This window comes from Algoriphagus jejuensis, assembly GCF_039523455.1.
Classification (GTDB): domain Bacteria; phylum Bacteroidota; class Bacteroidia; order Cytophagales; family Cyclobacteriaceae; genus Algoriphagus; species Algoriphagus jejuensis.
In genome coordinates this window covers 329245-348367 of record NZ_BAAAFI010000002.1, presented here as the reverse complement: position 1 = coordinate 348367, position 19123 = coordinate 329245, and the positions used below count along the sequence as shown (strand labels likewise).

General features: G+C 45.9%; 19 protein-coding genes. 7 read left to right on the top strand and 12 right to left on the bottom strand.

Annotated elements, in window-relative coordinates; genetic code table 11:
* Positions 1–37 precede the first annotated feature (37 nt).
* From ABD031_RS02525 to ABD031_RS02500, 6 genes are all read right to left on the bottom strand, one after another.
* Complete coding sequence (locus ABD031_RS02525) at positions 38–1321, bottom strand: hemolysin family protein (protein ID WP_343848224.1); 1284 nt, start codon at positions 1319–1321, stop codon at positions 38–40.
* A gap of 2 nt (positions 1322–1323) precedes the next feature.
* Positions 1324–1518: a hypothetical protein gene (locus ABD031_RS02520; RefSeq protein ID WP_343848223.1), complete on the bottom strand. Its 195-nt coding sequence runs from the start codon at positions 1516–1518 to the stop codon at positions 1324–1326.
* A gap of 14 nt (positions 1519–1532) precedes the next feature.
* Positions 1533–2072 (bottom strand): LPS export ABC transporter periplasmic protein LptC, encoded by a 540-nt coding sequence (gene lptC / locus ABD031_RS02515; protein ID WP_343848222.1) that lies wholly within the window; start codon positions 2070–2072, stop codon positions 1533–1535.
* Between the two features lie 238 nt (positions 2073–2310).
* Complete coding sequence (locus tag ABD031_RS02510) at positions 2311–3612, bottom strand: tetratricopeptide repeat protein (RefSeq protein ID WP_343848221.1); 1302 nt, start codon at positions 3610–3612, stop codon at positions 2311–2313.
* Positions 3613–3705: 93 nt separating this feature from the next.
* Positions 3706–4989: a BamG family beta-barrel-assembly machinery protein gene (gene bamG / locus ABD031_RS02505; protein ID WP_343848220.1), complete on the bottom strand. Its 1284-nt coding sequence runs from the start codon at positions 4987–4989 to the stop codon at positions 3706–3708.
* A complete protein-coding gene (locus tag ABD031_RS02500) occupies positions 4979–5695 on the bottom strand; it encodes a type III pantothenate kinase (protein ID WP_343848219.1) in 717 nt (238 codons plus the stop codon). Before ABD031_RS02500 ends, bamG begins: the two co-directional genes overlap by 11 nt.
* Before the next feature lie 91 nt (positions 5696–5786).
* Between ABD031_RS02500 and ABD031_RS02495 the strand changes: the two genes are divergently transcribed.
* The 3 genes from ABD031_RS02495 to ABD031_RS02485 all read left to right on the top strand — a co-directional run bounded on the left by ABD031_RS02495 (position 5787) and on the right by ABD031_RS02485 (position 9855).
* A complete protein-coding gene (locus ABD031_RS02495; protein WP_343848218.1) occupies positions 5787–6860 on the top strand; it encodes an anhydro-N-acetylmuramic acid kinase in 1074 nt (357 codons plus the stop codon).
* A gap of 73 nt (positions 6861–6933) precedes the next feature.
* On the top strand, positions 6934–8160 hold the full coding sequence (locus ABD031_RS02490) for a Glu/Leu/Phe/Val dehydrogenase dimerization domain-containing protein (RefSeq protein WP_343848217.1): 1227 nt from the start codon (positions 6934–6936) through the stop codon (positions 8158–8160).
* 180 nt (positions 8161–8340) lie between these two features.
* Positions 8341–9855: a sodium:proton antiporter gene (locus tag ABD031_RS02485; protein WP_343848216.1), complete on the top strand. Its 1515-nt coding sequence runs from the start codon at positions 8341–8343 to the stop codon at positions 9853–9855.
* Between the two features lie 153 nt (positions 9856–10008).
* Here ABD031_RS02485 and ABD031_RS02480 read toward each other — a convergent pair whose 3' ends face one another.
* The 5 genes from ABD031_RS02480 to ABD031_RS02460 form a co-directional block, all read right to left on the bottom strand.
* Complete coding sequence (locus ABD031_RS02480; protein ID WP_343848215.1) at positions 10009–10590, bottom strand: HD domain-containing protein; 582 nt, start codon at positions 10588–10590, stop codon at positions 10009–10011.
* On the bottom strand, positions 10590–11495 hold the full coding sequence (locus tag ABD031_RS02475; RefSeq protein WP_343848214.1) for a YitT family protein: 906 nt from the start codon (positions 11493–11495) through the stop codon (positions 10590–10592). Before ABD031_RS02475 ends, ABD031_RS02480 begins: the two co-directional genes overlap by 1 nt.
* A gap of 146 nt (positions 11496–11641) precedes the next feature.
* On the bottom strand, positions 11642–12244 hold the full coding sequence (locus ABD031_RS02470; protein ID WP_343848213.1) for a trimeric intracellular cation channel family protein: 603 nt from the start codon (positions 12242–12244) through the stop codon (positions 11642–11644).
* A 67-nt stretch (positions 12245–12311) separates the two neighbouring features.
* Positions 12312–12926, bottom strand: coding sequence for a class I SAM-dependent methyltransferase (locus ABD031_RS02465; protein WP_343848212.1), 615 nt, complete (start codon positions 12924–12926; stop codon positions 12312–12314).
* Positions 12913–13815: a patatin-like phospholipase family protein gene (locus tag ABD031_RS02460; protein ID WP_343848211.1), complete on the bottom strand. Its 903-nt coding sequence runs from the start codon at positions 13813–13815 to the stop codon at positions 12913–12915. Before ABD031_RS02460 ends, ABD031_RS02465 begins: the two co-directional genes overlap by 14 nt.
* A gap of 60 nt (positions 13816–13875) precedes the next feature.
* Here ABD031_RS02460 and ABD031_RS02455 point away from each other — a divergent pair, with 60 nt between their 5' ends.
* From ABD031_RS02455 to ABD031_RS02440, 4 genes are read left to right on the top strand one after another with little or no spacing between them, the layout of a single operon-like run.
* Positions 13876–14298 carry a VOC family protein gene (locus ABD031_RS02455; protein WP_343848210.1) on the top strand — a complete coding sequence of 141 codons (423 nt, stop codon included), beginning with the start codon at positions 13876–13878 and terminating at the stop codon, positions 14296–14298.
* 11 nt (positions 14299–14309) lie between these two features.
* Positions 14310–15368: an aminotransferase class I/II-fold pyridoxal phosphate-dependent enzyme gene (locus ABD031_RS02450; RefSeq protein WP_343848209.1), complete on the top strand. Its 1059-nt coding sequence runs from the start codon at positions 14310–14312 to the stop codon at positions 15366–15368.
* The gene (locus ABD031_RS02445; RefSeq protein ID WP_343848208.1) at positions 15365–16603 is read left to right on the top strand and encodes a serine hydrolase; all 1239 of its coding nucleotides are present in this window, start codon (positions 15365–15367) and stop codon (positions 16601–16603) included. Before ABD031_RS02450 ends, ABD031_RS02445 begins: the two co-directional genes overlap by 4 nt.
* Positions 16604–16612: 9 nt before the next feature.
* Positions 16613–16885, top strand: a complete 273-nt coding sequence (locus ABD031_RS02440) for a hypothetical protein (protein WP_343848207.1) — start codon at positions 16613–16615, stop codon at positions 16883–16885.
* A 4-nt stretch (positions 16886–16889) separates the two neighbouring features.
* On the opposite strand, the gene ABD031_RS02435 is transcribed toward ABD031_RS02440, so the two are convergent.
* Positions 16890–19103, bottom strand: a complete 2214-nt coding sequence (locus tag ABD031_RS02435) for a DUF5916 domain-containing protein (protein WP_343848206.1) — start codon at positions 19101–19103, stop codon at positions 16890–16892.
* Positions 19104–19123: the final 20 nt, after the last annotated feature.

Here is a 19123-nt window from a genome sequence, read left to right as displayed (position 1 = left end):
GGCGAAATTCAAAATTTCCCCCAGAACAAAGTCAGACCTAAATGTTCCCTGATCCGCTGATTTTCAGCCGGACAGTTTCGATCCGGTGTGCCTGCTTGGTCACAACTGTGAAGGTATATTTTCCAAAAGTCACACTTTCCCCCTTGTTGGGAAGTGTTTCGGTAAGTGACAATATCAAGCCGGAAAGCGTCTCAAAGTCCCCGTATGGCAGATCCCACCCGAATTTATCGTTGAGATAATCGATCTCGTGGCGCGCACTCAGGAGATATTCATCTGTCTCCACCTTCTGCTCGATCAGATCATCCTGATCGTATTCGTCGTCTATTTCTCCGAAGATTTCTTCAATAATATCTTCCATAGAAACAATTCCACTTGTCCCTCCAAATTCATCCACTACCAGCGCCAGGCTTTTTCTTTCCTGAATAAACTGAATCAAAAGCTCATTGGCCAAGGCAGACTCAGGCGCAATGATGATTGGGGTCAAAATCTCCTCAATGGTTTTCGGCTTCCGAAACAGCTCAAGCTGGTGACAATAGCCGATCACCTCGTCTATCGTCTCGCGGTATACGATCACTTTGGAATGGCCACTTTCCTCAAACACACTCCTGAGATCTAAGATCGTATCGTCGACCTCTACCGCTACGATATCCGTCCGAGGGATCATGCACTCTCTCACCCGTATCGTTTTGAATTCGATGGCATTGTCAAAGATCTTTGAGTCAATCTCCATCTTTTTATTGCTCGAATTTGCCTCTGGGAAGTGCTCCTTAATAAAAGAGTTAAGATCCGTAATGGTAAACGCGGGCTTTTCCTCATTGTACTCCAAGCGGAGTACCTTGGTGATAAAGATCCTGGAGAGTCCCACAATCAGCCAAACGATCGGATACATAAGGTAATAGATTCCGAAAAAAGGCAAAGCAAAAAAGGTCATCATGCTGTTGGGATTCAGCATGAAAAAACTTTTGGGCAAAAACTCCCCAGTGACCAATACGATGATCGTAGAAAGAACGGTCTGACTGATCAAGATGAAGGCCTCGTTGTTCAACGGTCCGGGCAACAGATTCCTCAACGGCTGATCCAGCAAAAATGCCATGAATGTACCATAAAGCACCAGCATGATGGTATTTCCAATCAGCGTCGTGCCGATAAACTGACCCGGCTTCTGGACAAACTGACTGAGGATACGCCCACTCAACAACCCCTGCTTGCTTTGAAGCTCGATTTGCAATTTGTTGGCAGATATATAGGCAATCTCCATTCCCGAAAAGAAGGCCGAAAAAACAAGGGTGACGATGACATAAAACAAATAATTCGTATCCATGATTAGTTCTTCTTCTTCTTTTTGTTGTTGGTGGCGGGTGGGTCTTTCTGCGTTGTGGAGGCTTTGTTTCGACGAAGCTGAAACCAAAACAACATTGCTACCGCAAACATGAAAATAGGATAGGAGCCGCCAACACCGACTGTCATGCTCTGATGAACCCCAATCACGACCAACGCCAGCGCTAGTGAAAGTATCAATACATCTCCTATTTTCATATTCCTTCGCCAGGCAATTCGGTTTGACCTTTGGGTGATTTGAGTTGATAATCCGAAAAACTGTCATCGGACTCCAGTCCGGTACCGTTGAGCAGCGTTCCTTTGTCCTGAATCGTCACAAATTTATCGGTATAAATCTTCCGTTTAGCCTGATTCCAGAAAATCTCTTCGGACTTCAAGCTTTGATCTTTGATCAAGTTTCTGATCTGTACATTTCCTTCGCCTCTGTATAGGTTTTCGCTTTTGATGAAATAGCCGCGGTCGGCTATCATAGTCGTCTCCAGCTCGCCCTCTTTGGTATAAAACTTAATGTCTATCCCCTCTGGAAACTCCTGATCGCCATTAAGGAATTCCAGCTGCCGTGCGGCGCTGATTTCAGAGCGAACTATTGCTGAATCGCTATGTATCAAAAAAATATTAGTGGCGGAATTCATGGGGCCGTCGTACACTTTGAGTGCCTCTGGATCTACACTTTCCCGACAGGAAAAAAGAAAGGATCCAACAACCAGCATCAGACACAAGGCTCGGTTTTTCATTGGCTTCAAAGATAATTGAATAGTCTGCATATACGGAATTCTGCCAGTAAACGAATTTGCTTGGTCAATGTGGCTGGAAGACGTATGACCGATGTTAGGCCTGGATATCGTTGAGAGCTCCGAATACTAGTCTAAGGGAGTCACTGGCAAACTAGCGTATATCCAAATGGAATAGTAGTAAACCCACCCAACGCAAAAAGGCAGCCTTTTGGACTGCCTTTTTTCAGTTTGTATATTGTTAGTCTCTGGTAGCCAGGGTTACTGACTCACCAATCCAGCATCCTGTGCTTATGGAGCTACCCACTTGGAGTCCCTCAGTAAACAATTCTTCTTTGGAAGGGAATCTAGCTTTAGCCTCACCCATTCCTCTAGAATCACCAGCTTTTTGATACGCATTGTACGCAGCGATGAAGATGGAATAGTCTTTTGCACGGCTGGTTCCGCCACGGCAATCGTTAGAAGCTGACATGTACAGGTCACCGATTAGACCGTAGGCTGATGCCGTAAGTTCAGCGTCGAGTCCTGCCGCTTCTTTTGCAGATGCTCTAGCTTGACTTTTTCTGCCTGCTTTAGTATGGATCTTTGCCAACTCCATGTGGATTTCGGCTTTCTGCTTTGGATTCTCTGCCAAAGTCAACGCTTTCTCCAAAACGGGCTCAGCCTTATCAAAATCACCGGAAGCCATATATCTCATTGCTCTCACCTGCGAAGTAGCGAACGTTGGTTTTTTGGAATCAATTAGTTCCAACGCTTGCATAAATGAATTTGTAGAAAAGCACTTGTATTGTACGGAATACTTAAAAATCTGATCTGCCAATTCTTCATTGCCTGGATCTGCCGCGAGCTTAGGTCCCATGGTGTTTTCAATGAAGTCACAGTCGATCAGCTCCATGTTGACAAGCACCTGCTCTAGTAGGTTTCTTGAGCTAGTGACATCCTTGCCTTCTGCTTCAGATTTGTTCAAAAGTCCATTTGCCATTTCATATTTAGCCAAGACTTGTTCGCCGGAGTAAGCTTTGTTATAGGCGTTGTTTCTATAGATCAAATCAAAGTAAGCACCAACCAACTGGTGGTTGATGTTTCCGTTCAACTCAATCGCTTTTTCAAAATCAAGAATTACACCCGGGATTTTGTCCTTGTCACTTTTGAAAAACAGGTATCCGAAGTAGGCTTTGTTTTCGATCCACTTTGCCTCGTTGTTGTAAAGTTCTCCTCGGGTTTCATAGATCGTCATGACGCTGTCCTGATAGGCAACCTTCTTGGCCTCATCCGTAGTTTTGTCAGCAGCCCCTTTGTAGATGGTTACGCCATTAATGTAGATCGATTCGTTGAGCTCCGGTGTATTTACCAGTAGCCAGTTTAGCGGCTTGGTAGCTTCCACAAACTGCTCGGACTTCATGTAGTCCACGTAGGCAGCATTGAGCTCTCTCGCCTTGGCTTCTTGAGCAGCGTCAGCTGGCCAGTTCCAGCCATCCTGTGCCTGAACCAGGCCGGAAAGAAGCAAAGCTCCCAATCCCAGAAGAGTAGATTTAATTTTCATATTCAGTAAGGTTTTATTTCGGTTTCTTTGGTTTGATCCTATTTCAGTAATGCAAAGTTTGGGCCTTGCTTTCTATTCAATTCTTAAATTTTGTTATTCGAATACTCTTTTGTAAAACCAGCTGTTGTCATTCAATGAGAATCCAAGTGTAAAATTAATGTAGTTTTCTTTGATCAGACCATTATCCAATGTGCCTCTTTGACCTGCCTTAAAGGCGAAGTTAATCAAAGACAACTGATTCACAGGGATTGACGCGCCTAGAGTCAGCCCGATATCGTTGATGCTAGTTTGATTTAGGTAGTAAGGCGTCTGCATCCATTCCAAACCGATTCGGTAAGTCCCTCTCATCAACAAATTGTCAAATGACAAATAATTTGGCACGATCTGAAAACCCAAAGCCACTTTTTTGGCTTCATGAAGGTCAAGCTCGTCTCCAAAGAAATTTTGATATTTCGTAAAATCTTGGAACTGGCCTTCCAGTGCTAATGCAAATTTATTCATTTTCTCATAAGTCAGGCCGAATCCGATTCGGTCGGGAATGTAAATATTCCCTGGTTCGTCATTGGCAATCAGATCTCCGTCTGAGTCTGGGTTGCTAGCTTGGTCAATCCCTGCAAGTTTTGCAAATCCAGTTCCATTAACTTCCCCCAATTTCTGATAAATGGCACCTAAGTGCAGATTTCCTTTCTCAGAAACTTTTACCATATAGTGAGCCCCCAGCTTAAATCCTACATCGGACACGGTCAGTCTTTCGTAGTATTCCGATGCATTGCCTACGCTAAACCCTTCTTCGTCGGTGATGAGCAATTGGTTGGTTCGGATGGTTGACCCAAACAGGTAAGATCCGTGAGCACCAATGCTTAGATTCTTGGCAAGTAGGTACCCAAAGTTGATGTATGCTTCAGAGATTCCCCCATCGCCCCGGAGGTAGTTGTTGGCGTGAAAGTCCGAATTGGCAACCTCACTGTCAACTCTCAGACGATAGTTGACACTGGTAATCTGCCCCAAGCCCATCCCAGAAGTGAATTTTCCAGATTTGATCGGAAATGACATTGCGACGTAAGATAGACCTCCACCGTCCACCTTGGAGGTTTCGGTGCCGTTATCCACATTGATCCGCTTATAGTTCAACGCGGCTTGGAAATTAAAGATCGTATTTCTCGTGGTGATCGCTGGGTTGACATTATTTGCCTGCCATCCAGTACCATAACTGATGCCCATACCGCCCATGCCCTGGTTTTGGGTAAGACCGGAATAATTGAACTCCCCGATTCCCAGGGCACTGTAAGTAGAGGAGCTGGTCTGCGCTTTGACCTCCGTAACTATTAAAAGGGTGCACAGCACACCCATCGATTTCAACCAGTTTTTACTCAACATTGTGGTTTAGTATACAATTCAGTCCGTGCAGGACTAAATTTGGGACTACAAATATGTGGTCTTTTGCCAATGATTCAAAAGATTGAGAATCACCGCCGCAGATATAGACGGTTATTTCGGGAAATTTAAGACGATACGAATCGATTTGACCTATCATTTCAAATTCAACACCATACCAGATTCCCGCCTGCATACAGCTGATCGTCGAATCTCCGGTGAGATTTTCAGGTTTTTTGTCCAAATCCACCAAGGGTAGTCTCGCGGTAAAGGAATTCATGGCACTCGCCCGCATCTTCAAGCCGGGACTAATTGCCCCTCCCCGATAGATTGCCCGCTCATCCACCAACTCGAAAGTAATACAACTTCCGAGATCTATGGCAAGTGCGGATTTTTTCCCAGCCAGCAGCCAGGCACCTACCGCAGCTGCGATCCTATCCAAGCCGAGAGTTTTTGGTGTAGCGTAGCCATTCAGAATCGGTAGCGGAGTGTGATAACTGAGAAAATGGAAAGGAAATGGAATTTTTTCAGCCAACTCTTCCTGAGCTATGCTCACCGAACTGACGATGCAGGCTCCAAACTCCATTGATTTCCAAAAAGGCAGCGCCGCATCCACTGATTCAAACGAATAGTCCCCCATGAGTTCGGACCCTTCAAAAAGCGCCGACTTGACCCGGGTATTGCCAATATCTATGACTAGATTTCTCATTCAGGTGGCAAAATAGACATTATTAAAAAATGGACTTTTCCACGTCTGGAATTATATTTGGTATGCTGCTGCACTTAACAATCTTTAACCCATGAGCCCGGAAAAATACAGTATGATTGGTTTGATGTCCGGCACCTCCGGAGATGGGCTTGATTTAGCCTACGTGAATTTTGAACATCAGCAGAATTGGAGTTTTGAGATCGTCGAAGCAAAGACCTACCCTTTTCCTTTTGAATTGGCAAAAAATCTCTCTCAGGCTCATGAGCTTTCTGGCCTACACCTTTCCCAATTGGATGTAAATTTTGGCAGATGGATGGGAGAGCAGGTCAAAGGCTTTTGCCACGAGTTTCAGATCAAACCCCTGGCCGTCGCCTCTCACGGCCACACGGTTTTTCACCAGCCTGCCAATGGCCTGAGTCTACAGATCGGCAACGGATGGGCACTTCACCAGGCCTCAGGAGAGCGTATCGTTAATGATTTTAGGATGCGGGATGTGCAGCTAGGCGGACAGGGTGCACCGCTGGTTCCGATTGGTGATCGTCTGCTTTTCCCGCTGGCAGACTTTTGCATCAACCTGGGCGGCATCGCCAACATCTCCATGGAAAAAAACGGGATACGAGCAGCATTCGACAGCTCCCCTTTTAACCTGCTTCTCAATGCCCAAGCACTCAAGCTCGGAAAAACCTATGATGCCGGTGGAGAAATCGCCCGCTCTGGGACTGTCAACCCAGCGCTTTTCGCAGCGCTCAACGACCTGCCTTTTTATGCAAATACATCCGCCAAATCTCTTGGAAGAGAGGAAATGGAAAGTGACTTCTTACCGCTGATTGAAAGTTTCGGTCTGAATCCGGCAAACTGCCTTAGTACCTTGGTTGAGCATTTCGCGTTTCAGATCGCTTCGGTGATTCGTACTTTTTCAACAACTGAACTTCCTTTGGTTCTGATTACTGGCGGAGGAGCTTACAATGCCTATTTCGTAGAGCGACTCGATCATTTTCTTGAGCAAAAATGGAAGCAGTTGGAGGTAAATTCTGAGCTGATCGAGTTTAAAGAGGCATTGATTTTTGCATTTCTGGGTGTGTTACGGTTAAGAGGAGATACGAATTGTCTGGCCTCTGTCACCGGAGCTTCCGAAGACAGCTGCGGAGGAACGGTCTACGGCTGACCGACCATCCGAAGAACCTTGATCACAGCACCGTATTTTTCATATTTTTGGGAAGACAATAAACCCAAATACAATGCAGGATCTGCTAGAAAAGTTTGAAAACAAAAAGCCGGAAATCGTCTTTGAATGGAACGATTCGGAAACTGAAGCCGAAGGCTGGGTGGTGATCAACTCGCTCCGGGGTGGTGCTGCTGGCGGGGGCACACGCATGAGAAAAGGCCTGGACAAGCGAGAAGTCGAGTCTCTGGCCAAAACCATGGAGGTGAAATTTACCGTATCGGGCCCGGAAATCGGTGGCGCAAAATCGGGAATCAACTTTGACCCCGCTGACCCCCGAAAATCCGGAGTGCTGGAGCGCTGGTACAAAGCCGTCATGCCGCTGCTCAAAAACTACTACGGAACGGGAGGCGATCTCAATGTCGACGAAATCCACGAAGTCATCCCCATTACAGAAGCTTTTGGACTTTGGCATCCGCAGGAAGGAATCGTCAACGGGCATTTTCATGCCAATGAACCCCAAAAAATCCGAAAGATCGGACAATTGAGACAGGGTGTTTCCAAAGTTTTGGAGGATCCGAAGTACACTCCCAACGGGCCAAAAAAATACACGGTAGCCGACATGATCACGGGATACGGAGTAGCCGAAGCCGTCTGCCACTACTATTCGATATGGGGAGGAAACATAAACGAAAAGCGCGCAATTATCCAAGGATGGGGAAATGTCGGCGCTGCCGCGGCTTGTTTTTTGGCTGTATCCGGTGTGACAATTGTGGGAATCATCGACAGAGAAGGGGGGTTAATCAAGGAGGAGGGATTTGGCCTCGACGAGATCCGCGAACTATTCGTCAATCGGAACGGCAACAAACTTGCTCACAAGGACCTCCTTCCTTTTGAAGAGGTGAACGCTCGCATCTGGGATCTGGCAAACGAAATATTCATCCCCGCTGCCGCCTCACGTCTGATCAATCAGGATCAGGTAGCCCGCATGGTGTCTGCCGGATTGGAAGTAATCTCCTGCGGTGCCAATGTGCCATTTGCCGATTCAGAGATATTCTTTGGTCCTACGGGCGTCTGGGCAGATGAAAAAATCGCCGTTATCCCCGACTTCATCGCCAACTGCGGAATGGCTCGGGTCTTTGCCTATCTGATGAGCGAGAATGCAGAGGTTACAGACAAGGCAATTTTCGCGGATGTGTCCAGCACGATCAAGAACGCCATGGAAAAAACATTTTCTGAAAACCCCAATAAAACCAAACTGGCTCAAATCTCCTTTAAAATAGCTTTGACACAACTCGTGTAAAACCCTAAAGAAAGATCCAGGGCCTGAGTTAATTTTTGATGAATTCCTGATCCTGCGTTTTGATAAGTTGGTCAGTTTCCATCAAAATCAGTAGTTTAGCGAACGGCTAACGAGAAAGAATCCCGACTATAATTTGCCCAAATTTCCGAAAAGTAAGCCCAGACATATTAAACCAACCAAATGAAGAAATATCTTATAAGTCTATCCCTACTTTTCGGAATATTGTTTTTTGGCTTAATTGAACCCACCGATTCCTATGCCTTTTCGGCTGAAAATACCCCAGAATTACTGACCCAAACGGATGCCTCGCACACGCAAGTGGACGCAGCGGCGGACCATTCCACCGAAGAAGTACACCACTACGCCCCCACTTGGCTAGTCATCCCTTTTGTTACGTTGCTATTGATGATAGCCACAGGACCGCTTTTTTACGAGCATTTCTGGCACCACAATTATCCTAAGGTAGCGGTCGGATTTTCACTCTTGGTGGTCGCCTATTACTTGTTTGTGTTGGGCAACGTCCATGCTCCCGTGCATGCCCTGGCGGAATACATCCAGTTTATCGCGTTGCTGGCCTCTCTGTATGTGGCCTCGGGTGGCATTTTGATCGAGATTGATAAAAAAGCCACTCCGTTGGCGAATGTTTCGCTCCTGTTGATCGGCGCTATTGTATCCAACCTGATAGGAACGACCGGTGCATCTATGCTTTTGATCCGTCCCTTTATCCGCCTAAACAAAGGAAATATCCAGGCCTATCACATCGTTTTCTTCATCCTGATGGTCAGCAACGTCGGCGGTTCCTTGACACCAATCGGTGACCCACCGTTGTTTTTGGGTTTTTTGAAGGGGGTTCCTTTCTTCTGGACATTGGAACACAACTGGCCTGCTTGGGCGATGGCTCTGGCACTACTAGCGACAGGATTCTTCTTTCTGGATCGCAAGTTTGGCAAGGCCAATGATGACGAATACACCGAAGAAATCATCTACACCAATAAATTCACGCTCGTCGGAGCAAAAAACTTTGGCTGGCTGCTGATCATCATCTGCGCGGTATTCCTCGATCCAAATGTGATTGAAGGTGTGCCTGCGATCGTATATGATGGACAGAAATTCTCTTTCCTTAGGGAAATCATCATGCTTTCTGTCGCGTTCTTCTCCTTTAAGTTTGCTGATCAACGAGCCATCAAAGGGAATGAGTTCAATTTTGAACCTATCCGCGAAGTGGCTTTCATCTTTGTCGGCATATTCGGAACCATGATGCCTGCCTTGGAATTGGTAGGCAATTTTGCCAAATCACCTGAAGGGGCTGAACTGATCACTGTCAATACCCTGTACTGGGGTACCGGAACCCTGTCGGCGGTCTTGGACAATGCGCCAACCTACCTCAACTTCTTAGCCGCCGCTATGGCTTCTGAGGGCTCGCAAATTGGCAACATCGCAGAGGTGAGGGAGTTTGCAGCCAACACGATGAATGATTCGGACACGACATTTCAGCTACTGGCAATATCCATCGCCTCGGTGTTTTTTGGAGCGATGACCTATATCGGCAATGGACCGAACTTCATGGTCAAATCCATCGCGGAGCAAAGCGGCATAAAGATGCCGTCCTTCTTCGGGTACCTCATCCGCTTCACGATACCCATCCTTCTTCCGATTCTCTTTTTGATCTGGCTCGTGTTCTTTGCATTTGTGTAACACGAGTCAGACACGACTCACCCGGATACGGTCAAATCCGCATCTTTCCAGAATCGATAGGATTGCTGAAGTGATGCGGATTTACGATTTTTGACAACCGGGTAATTGTTGAATTTGTCTTGGATACTATTCGTGAAAGACACACTGCCGTAGCTAGGCCAGCCCCAACCGTTTTTTTACCATAAGGAGATTTTCCTGTTTTTTAGGTTCCCGATGGATGCGGCAGTACTCGGTGTGGTAGTGATGCTTTTGCATAAATACAAGCTGCAATTCGTCCCAAGCCTGCTGGGTAAAGTCCGGGTTGAAATGCTTTAGTTCCTGATAAAGCGTTTCACCGATCTGATCAAAAAGATCAGTTCCCAAATATTCAAGATCTGCATCCGCAAGGATGTTCTCCAAGTGATTAGTGGGACTTTGGGGAATTTTGGTGGCCATGATCATCCCTTTGATTTTGTCCATTTCCACTGAAGTGTAGAAGCCTTCGAGGTAGGACTCAGCAATCTTACAGCCTTTTTCCTCGTGATCTTTGGGATTGTCTATAAACCCGGTATCGTGAAAAAGCGCCGCCAGCTTCAGCAAATGAATGTCCGAAGCGGAGACTTCAGATTCTTTTGCCAAAAAAATGGCCTGATCCAACACATAGGCAGTGTGCCCGAGATTGTGATACATGAGGTACTGTGGCAATTTTGCCAATATCTCTCGGTAAATCGTATGTTGGATTTCTTCAAAAACCATCAGCTGTGCTTTTTACCGACCCTTTTGATTACTCCACCTTTGACTTCCTTGATCGTTTGTACATAAAAGAAGGCCCTAGGGTCTATTTTTTGAATCGCCTCTTTCATTCGGTGTACTTCCAGTCTCGTGACCACAGTCATGATAATGTCGCAGGGATGTTTTATATGAAACGTCTCAGGAAGATAACCTCTTTCACCTTTATATACTGAAATTGCCTTCCCAAAATCCTTCACTATCAACTCCTTGACTTTTTCCTCCTCACGGGATATCACGGTGAGCGCGGTATATTCCTCAAATCCCTCCACCACATAATCGGTCATCTTGATCGCTGTGTAGTAGGTCAGGATGGAATACATCGCAGGTTCTATGCCAAAAAATATGGCGGCAAACAGCATGATCAGCGAGTTCAAAAAGACCGTGATCTCTCCGGCAGAGAGTGGCGAGTTTTTTTGGACAAATTCGGTAATCACCTCAAAGCCATCAATCAAACCGCCGCCTCTAATGATTAAACCAATCCCAACGCCCATCAGCATTCCTCCAAAAACCGCACTCAAGACGAAGTCCTCAGTCACTGCAACGTCGATCTTCAAGGAGTCCATCAATGCGAGAACTACCACCAGCAGAAAAACAGAGAAGGTCGATTGAATCGCAAAGGTCTTCCCGATTTTTTTCCATCCCAACCAAAGAAACGGCAAATTGATAACCACCAAAAGGAGATTCAGGTTGATGCCGAACTTAAGGTTTGCGATGATCGCAATTCCCGTTACTCCTCCGTCCAGAAACTTATTGGGTAGCATAAATCCCTTCAAAGCGAGAGCGGCACAAATAACACCGGCAACGATGTAAATGATTGAGGCGGGATCAAAAATAGCCTTCCAATCGATTGTTTGTTTGTAGCTACTCATTAAGGGGCTTTTCAAAAAGAGAAATATTCCGAGGGGATTAATTTTGTTAAAATTTAAGCAAAAGTCCAAGGTGCCCAAGCATTGTACTGAGAATTCTTTAAGGAATGTGACAATAATTGGTGAATTAAAAAGCTTCGAGAGATTATTTAGTCCAGTCTGGGCAAGCTGAGTTTGTATTTCATGGCGATCAATCGGATGCTTACCACGACAGCCATGGAGATCAGCAGATTGTAGTTTCGTTCAAGACCAAAATAATCCATAGCCAGATAAAACACCGCACCTGCCAAACACGCCGACGCATAAATCTCCTTTCGGAATAGAACAGGAATTTCATTGGTCAATGTATCCCGGATCACTCCGCCCATCACTGCAGAAAACATGCCCATAATTGCTGCTATTTCTGGCCGAAATCCAAGGCTTAGCGCTTTTTCCACGCCCAAAACAGTAAAAAATCCTATTCCGAGTGTATCGAACAAAAAAAATGTCTTGCGGAGTTTACTAAGGAATCTTGGAAATATGAATGCGGCAAATACACCAGCCAGTATCGCATACAGAACCTGCACATTGCCAATCCAAACCAGCGGGTAGCTGTCCAGCAGAATGTCCCGCAGCGTCCCACCGCCGATCGCGGTGATGAAGCCGGTGAACCCCGCTCCAAAGAGGTCGTGCTCTTTTTCGCGGATCGCTAGCGCACCGGAAATTGCAAAAACAAAAGTACCGATGAGTTCGAAAGCATACTGAAGATCCATTTTCAAAAATTATCGTGTTTTGTAGTAGGTGAATTTGCAGTCAAAGTTTGAGCAGTCTTGCGGGTCATCAAACCTTTTCCATCAGAAAAACACCCATCTCCCGTTGCCCAAGGACTAGGACAGTTTTCGGGGGTTCTAGAAATTTGAATCCTATTCTTTGCAAGTTATCCATATCATTGGCTGTCAATACAAACCGTTCTGAATCGTCAGGAAGCCGGAATTTCCCGCTTCCGAGCGACTTGCTTTGCTCCAGAATTCCGCTAAGACCAGTACACATTCGAAACCAAAAGATTCCTCCGGGTTTCAAAATCCGGTGAATTTCCAAGACCATTTCGAGGAAATTATCCACACCTCCGGCAAAGTGTAAAACGGCCGAACAGATGACCGCGTCAAAAGCTCCGGAGTGAAATGGTACCTCCTCCAACTTCCCAACCTGAAAGCGATGAATGTCAAAGTTTGGATTCAAGGTTTTTGCCTGAAAACGACTGTATTGAATAGCGGTCTCGTTTGGGTCGATACCAAATATCTGATAGTCCCGATTGACGAAATATACCGTGTTTCTTCCCTCACCGCAGCCCGCATCGAGAATCTTCATTTCTTTGGTAAACCTACCCTTCAGGATTTGATCCAGGAGGTAGATATCCACATTTCCGAGCAGTCGATTAAGATCAGTTATTTCCATCTTCGAGTTTGTCTAGTGCCGTTTTGGCTAGGTCTCTTCCTATCTCTATCATTTCGGCTGCACGGTGAAATTCCAACGTTCCGGCTTGCTTTCTGGCGATCCTCACTGTCACATCGACGGGATACTTTTCGATCAACAATTCGCAAAACCGATCCTGAAGCAATTCGAAGGATCTAGAGATGATGCTGAAAGAACTTAGAGACGCTTGCTTTTCTTCTTTTTGCTCCTCGGGAAAATATTGGATCATCTTTCGATGATAATCCTGGAGCCAACTTGGGATGGAAATATAGCTTTTGCCCTTAGAGTCCTTTTTGGGAGGCGCGACCAACCAATGATCTGCCCCGTTTACATCTACGACGACAAGCGTCCGGTTCTCGTGGCTGGAAATGAGAGAAATCGGAATGGGATTCAAGACGCCTCCGTCAATAAACTCATATCGAACGTGCCGAGCTGGCTGAAAGACTGTCGGAATACTGCCCGAGGCACGAATCGCGGCAAAAAGGCTCCCCTCTCTGAAAATATGTTCCTGACCGCTTTTATAATCGACTGCATTGCAGGAAAATGGAATCGACAAATCTTCGATTTGACAGTCTTTCACCACTTTTTTCAACGCATTGTACACCTTTTCTCCCCGAATAAATCCACGGCTGGAGAGCGTAAAGTCCATCAGGGAAAACACATCCAGTCGATCCAGGTTGCAAATCCAGTCTTTGAACTCAGGCATTTTGTCAGCAGCGTACATGCCACCGACCAGCGCACCGACCGAGCAGCCCGCAATTTCCGCAATCTCATATCCACGGTTTTCCAATTCTTCAATCACCCCTACATGCGCCAATCCCCTTGCGCCACCGCTGCTCAAAACCAAGGAAACTTTCTTCTTTTTTGACATATATTTAAGGAGAGAAAGAAGGATCTTTCAAGCAAAAAACCATCGACGAAATTACGCAATATGAGCCAAATTAAACCTTTCCACCTCGCTTTTCCGATCCGTGACATTGCCGAAACCCGCTCGTTTTATGGTGATCTTTTGGGTTGTGATATCGGACGCAGCACCGATAAATGGATCGATTTCAACTTCTTCGGACATCAGCTATCAGCCCACATCAAGCCCGACGAACTGGCAAATACCAAGACTAATAAAGTTGATGGAAAGAATGTCCCCGTTCGGCATTTTGGAGCGATCTTGGAATGGGACGAATGGCACGACTTAGCCAATAAGCTTAAGAAACATGGGATCGAGTTTGTCATCGAGCCCTATATCCGCTTCAAAGGCGAGGTGGGCGAGCAAGCCACGATGTTCTTCTTGGATCCATGCGGCAATGCACTGGAGTTCAAGTCTTTTCAGGATCCTTCTCTGATTTTCGCCAAATAAATCCAGATCTAGTGAAAACCCACTACCTAGACTCAGGAATTGGCCGAATGGTACAGATAGACGGAAAAGAATACCTCTATTTTAGCGGGACATCCTATTTGGGAATCGCACAAGACATGGATTTTCTGGACATCCTTGCCAACAACCTGTTTGAATTTGGAGCCAATTATGGTCAAAGCAGAATTGGTAATGTACGCCTTCAAGTGTTTGAGGATTTTGAGGAGTCGTTTGCCCTGTCCGCCGGAGCTGATTCTTCCGCTGTGCTCAGTTCGGGCTATATAGCCGGAATTGCTGCTTGGAAGTCGCTCGTCACCGAGGCAGATCAAGTCTGGATTGCGCCGAATACGCATGCTGCGGTTGTTCCAGATGGCTTTACAGCTTCGATTCAATCTAATTTTACACAATGGAAAAAACTGTGCCTGGCGCAATCAGAAGCGTTTTCTTCGCAAAAAATACTGATAGTCGGCAATGCGGTAGATCCTCTTTCTTGTCAAATCCTCGATTATGAGTGGGTCAAAGAGATAGCGAAAAAGCACCAAGTCAGTCAATTGATTGACGACAGTCATGCATTTGGAACATTGGGAAATGGCATCTACGGCACCTATCAAAAATGGGCCAACCCATCCATTAACCTGCTCGTGTCGGGCTCTTTGGGAAAGGGACTTGGTATTCCGGCGGGGATCATTCTGGGAAAGGATGCCCAGATCAACAAAATCAAAGAAACGCCGATGTTTGGCGGGGCATCACCGGGATCTCCTGCCTTTCTGAGGACTTTCCTAGATATGGAGGATCGGTATTTGGAGAAAAAAAGATGGCTAACGGATGCCTGTGGAATTTTCGCTCAAGAGACCGCAAAAATCTCCCAAATCAAAGGGAGTCGCCATTTTCCAGCCTTTATCTACACAGAAGATTCCTGGGTGAAAGAATTCGAAAAGGCCGGAATCATCACCTCTTCTTTTTCCTATCCGACCGCAGAGAGTCCGAGCGTCAATCGGATCGTTATTTCAGGATTCCACGAAATGGAAGATTTGATGTACCTAATTGATATCATCCACAATCTGGCTAGATGAAGAAAAATCTAATTCAACTGCTATTGCTTGTGGGTTTGGGATTGTCCTGCGCACCAAAGGAAAATGTTCCTTTGGTGGACGGATTGGAAGACTATCCAATCTTGAACCAAGTGCTAAGAGATGTGGACAAGTACCAAGTTCAGATCATCTATACTCAGATTGATCGCAATGAGCATGGCGTTCCGATGTTTACGGATTTCAAGTTTAACCTGGACGATGCCCATTATTTCTACCCCGCATCTACCGTCAAATTGCCGATTGCACTTTTGGCATTGGAGTGGCTAGAGGAGCAAACTCTCCAAGGCTTGGATCTGGAAACGAGTATGTTGACCGATTCGGTCAGGCCTTCGCAGCTTCCGGCCTATGTGGATAACTCCTCTAAAGACAGCCTGCCAAGCATCGGTCACTACATCAAAAAGATTTTGCTGGTCTCTGACAACGATGCTGCAAATCGGCTCTATGAATTGCTGGGCCTGGACTACATCAACAGCAAATTGAAAGAGAAAGGACTGAATCATTCGGTAATTACGCAGCGGCTGAGTTTCCCCATTTCACCGGAGGAAAATCGCTATTTCAATCCGATAAAATTTGCGGATAAGTCTGGAATAACGCTAATGGAAATCCCCGCCAGAAATACAGACAGTGTCTATGTGGTGTCAGAAAGGCCTAAAATCGGGAAAGCTTTCTATCGCAATGACAGCTTGATACAGGGCGGAATGGACTTTTCTTATAAGAATAAATTGGCTCTTTCTGACCTGCATGGGGTCGTACAGAGAATCGTTTTTCCGCAGGCATTTTTCGAGAGCCAACGTTTCAACGTCTCCGAAGAACACCGACATTTTGTGCTAAAATATATGAGTATGCTTCCAAAGGAAAGCACCTATCCACACTATGATAGCACGGAGTTCTACGATGGTTATTCCAAGTTTTTCAAGTTTGGCAACTCTAAAAATCCTATCTCCACACAATTCCGAATCTTCAACAAAACCGGCTGGTCCTACGGGTATCTTATCGATGGAAGCTATTTCGTCGATTTTGAAAACGGTGTTGAGTTTTTCGTCTCGGCAGTCGTCTACACCAATGAAAATCAAACGCTCAATGACAACACCTACGAAACCGAGCAAATCGGAAAGCCCTTTTTCGCAGAACTGGGGGAATACCTCTACCAGATCGAGCTAAAGCGTAGGAAGCAGATCCCGCCGGATTTAGACAAGCTTAAGTTTGACTACAACTAACCGATGGCGATGAAGAATCCTCAAAAACGATTTCCTTTTGTCTACCGCTCATTTCTTAATTTCTGGCTGGTGCTGATTCTTCCGTCCAGTGTTCTGGCGACGATCATCACCCAGCTTTATTATGACGGATCCATTCACTTCGAGCTTTTGAAAGAATTCTCTCCCTGGCTAAATTGCGGGATTTTCCAGGTTTTTTTTGGTTTCTTCGCCTATATCTGGCTGTATCTGCCCGCAGTAAAGAAGTTTAAGAAAGACGCTGATTCAGCGTCACCACCTCGCTAAACACCTAAATATTCAGCCAATAATTCAGCTTCAACACCAAAGTCCGCTGCTTTGGCATGAAGTCGCCCGGAAAATAGTTATCGGTATAAACCAGGAAGAAATCTGAAACCGGCGCATATCTCCACTGAAAACGGGTATTGATATTGAGATTGTCGATCTGATTATTGTATTGGATAAAAGTAGTCCAGAAGAGTTTTTTCGAAAAAGTAAGGTCAATCCTTGGTCCTACCAAAATCAAATCAGCGTCACTTTGTGGTTCGGGAAGACGGATCCGCGCATAGTTGAAATTCATGGAGATATTGGCCAAATAGCCCATGCGGACTCCCATTTGTCCAGTCATACGCTGAAAATTTCCGGTGTAATACTGTCCTGCTTCCGCATCCAACACAAGATTTATCGGATTTCTGGGATTGCTTTTATATTCTACTTGGATCGTTTTATTATGGTAATCCGTTCCGGCCAACAGGGGCTCGCCGCCGGTTCGGGTCGGATCGAAGTCCTGAAATAGGTAGAGGTACCGATTCTTTTGCGTCAGCTCCAGCTCAGAAAAAGAATTGAACCGAATCAAGTAGCCGAGATTAATGTCCCGGTCGGTTTGCCCGATCTCCTCATTCCAATATCCTTCAAATTCAATCTTCGGCCCGTGGCGGTTGATGAGTCGAGAGGTTGGGTAAAACAAATAGGACAAGTCAGGATTGAGACGTCGGAAATTTACTCGCGGCACAAAACCTACTGCAGGATTGAAACCTGCGCCGATGTCCTGATAGCTGAAACTCCAGTTCCAGTGAATGTCGCTAAAAAGCATGTAAGCATTGAATGAATAGGGCGCCTCCGGCTTGTTAGATTCAAAAGTCCTGTGATAAAAGGCCTTGCCCGTCCACTTGCCATCGGCCGAATTCAAATTATAGTCTACCCCCAACAGGCGATTGTAAGCATTGGGATCAAAGAGTTGCTGGTAGTCATCCAAAGCCAGTGACTCCCGATCTACATAGATTAATCCGATATTGGAGCGGGTGAACACCTTTTTTTGCAAAGCCATCACCGTGAAGTTTTTGCCCGAAACGCCTGCCTCTTCATCGGTCGCTGTTTGCATATTCATCAAGCCTACACGCCAATCTTCGGTGATTTTACCGCTGAGTCGGGCTCCATAGATAATCTTGCTCTGTATATTTTGTCCAGTAGCGGAGTCAATATCCACACCGATTCTCCGGGAGAAAAACGGTCGGGAGCGCATTTGTCCAAAGCTGTCGAACAAGTCGGCGTTTTCAAGAAAAAACTGCCTTCTTTCAGGAAAAAAAATCTCGAATCGGTCGAGGTTGGTCACCTGCTCATCCACCTCGACTTGAGAAAAGTCCGGATTGAAAGTGAGATCAAGGTTTAATGCGGGGCCAATTCCGATCTTCGCATCTCCCCCAAAAGAGGGCGTTAATTCTTCCTCAGTCCCTTCCAGAAAATTCTTGGACGTGCGCGCAGCGGTGTAGGGAATGAGGGAAATATTCGCAGCGCTTTTCTTCAAGGGCTCCTCAAAAATCAATTTCCGGCTGAAAGCCAAAGTCAAAATCGAGAAATTCCTCGGGATAGGCGTCCAAGTGCTTCGTTCTCCATATTCACTGTCGATCCGATAAAAATTCGCATTCCAGTTTTGTGTACCCTCGCTAAATCGGATCGTGGAAAGTGGAATGATCAATTCAGCTTGCCAATGATTCTCAAAAATTTTAGCCTCCGAAAACCATTTGTTGTCCCAGGCCAAACTCAGATCTTCCGACCTCGAACCCCCGTTAGAGATCAGCCCTTCCCGCTGCACGCCATAGGGGTTGATCCCGAAGGAAAAAGCATTGGTTTTGTCATTAAAGGTATCCAGCACAAAGACGATCGCGTCATTTTGCTCTCCTCTGAAATCCCGCCGAAGCGAGGTCGAGACGTATTTCCTAGGCCCAAGGTTTTCCATCACCGCCGCGATGTAGAGGTTTTGCTCGTCAAAGACAATTTTTACCCGAGTTCGGATCTTGGAAGCGGAAGTATCAGAGGGAAAATATTGCGTAAAGTCCCCGTTCCACCCCTCGGGATCGGCCCAAATAGCCTCATCAAGTTCCCCATCCAAATTAATAGGCTCTTTAAGCTTAAATGCAAAAGCGTTCGATTCTGACTTACCTTGGGCAAAGGTGAGAATTGGCAGCACTGTAAATAAAAATATGGGAATGAGTAGGCGAAATTTCATGTAAGGTCGTTGCGACAAAA

Coding starts and splice junctions, on each gene's coding strand:
- ABD031_RS02440 (WP_343848207.1), top strand. CDS start 16,613: ATGAAGAATCCTCAAAAACGATTTCCTTTTGTCTACCGCTCATTTCTT.
- ABD031_RS02445 (WP_343848208.1), top strand. CDS start 15,365: ATGAAGAAAAATCTAATTCAACTGCTATTGCTTGTGGGTTTGGGATTG.
- ABD031_RS02500 (WP_343848219.1), bottom strand. CDS start 5,695: ATGAGAAATCTAGTCATAGATATTGGCAATACCCGGGTCAAGTCGGCG.
- ABD031_RS02495 (WP_343848218.1), top strand. CDS start 5,787: ATGAGCCCGGAAAAATACAGTATGATTGGTTTGATGTCCGGCACCTCC.
- ABD031_RS02480 (WP_343848215.1), bottom strand. CDS start 10,590: ATGGTTTTTGAAGAAATCCAACATACGATTTACCGAGAGATATTGGCA.
- ABD031_RS02455 (WP_343848210.1), top strand. CDS start 13,876: ATGAGCCAAATTAAACCTTTCCACCTCGCTTTTCCGATCCGTGACATT.
- bamG (WP_343848220.1), bottom strand. CDS start 4,989: ATGTTGAGTAAAAACTGGTTGAAATCGATGGGTGTGCTGTGCACCCTT.
- ABD031_RS02435 (WP_343848206.1), bottom strand. CDS start 19,103: ATGAAATTTCGCCTACTCATTCCCATATTTTTATTTACAGTGCTGCCA.
- ABD031_RS02510 (WP_343848221.1), bottom strand. CDS start 3,612: ATGAAAATTAAATCTACTCTTCTGGGATTGGGAGCTTTGCTTCTTTCC.
- lptC (WP_343848222.1), bottom strand. CDS start 2,072: ATGAAAAACCGAGCCTTGTGTCTGATGCTGGTTGTTGGATCCTTTCTT.
- ABD031_RS02525 (WP_343848224.1), bottom strand. CDS start 1,321: ATGGATACGAATTATTTGTTTTATGTCATCGTCACCCTTGTTTTTTCG.
- ABD031_RS02460 (WP_343848211.1), bottom strand. CDS start 13,815: ATGTCAAAAAAGAAGAAAGTTTCCTTGGTTTTGAGCAGCGGTGGCGCA.
- ABD031_RS02475 (WP_343848214.1), bottom strand. CDS start 11,495: ATGAGTAGCTACAAACAAACAATCGATTGGAAGGCTATTTTTGATCCC.
- ABD031_RS02490 (WP_343848217.1), top strand. CDS start 6,934: ATGCAGGATCTGCTAGAAAAGTTTGAAAACAAAAAGCCGGAAATCGTC.
- ABD031_RS02465 (WP_343848212.1), bottom strand. CDS start 12,926: ATGGAAATAACTGATCTTAATCGACTGCTCGGAAATGTGGATATCTAC.
- ABD031_RS02470 (WP_343848213.1), bottom strand. CDS start 12,244: ATGGATCTTCAGTATGCTTTCGAACTCATCGGTACTTTTGTTTTTGCA.
- ABD031_RS02485 (WP_343848216.1), top strand. CDS start 8,341: ATGAAGAAATATCTTATAAGTCTATCCCTACTTTTCGGAATATTGTTT.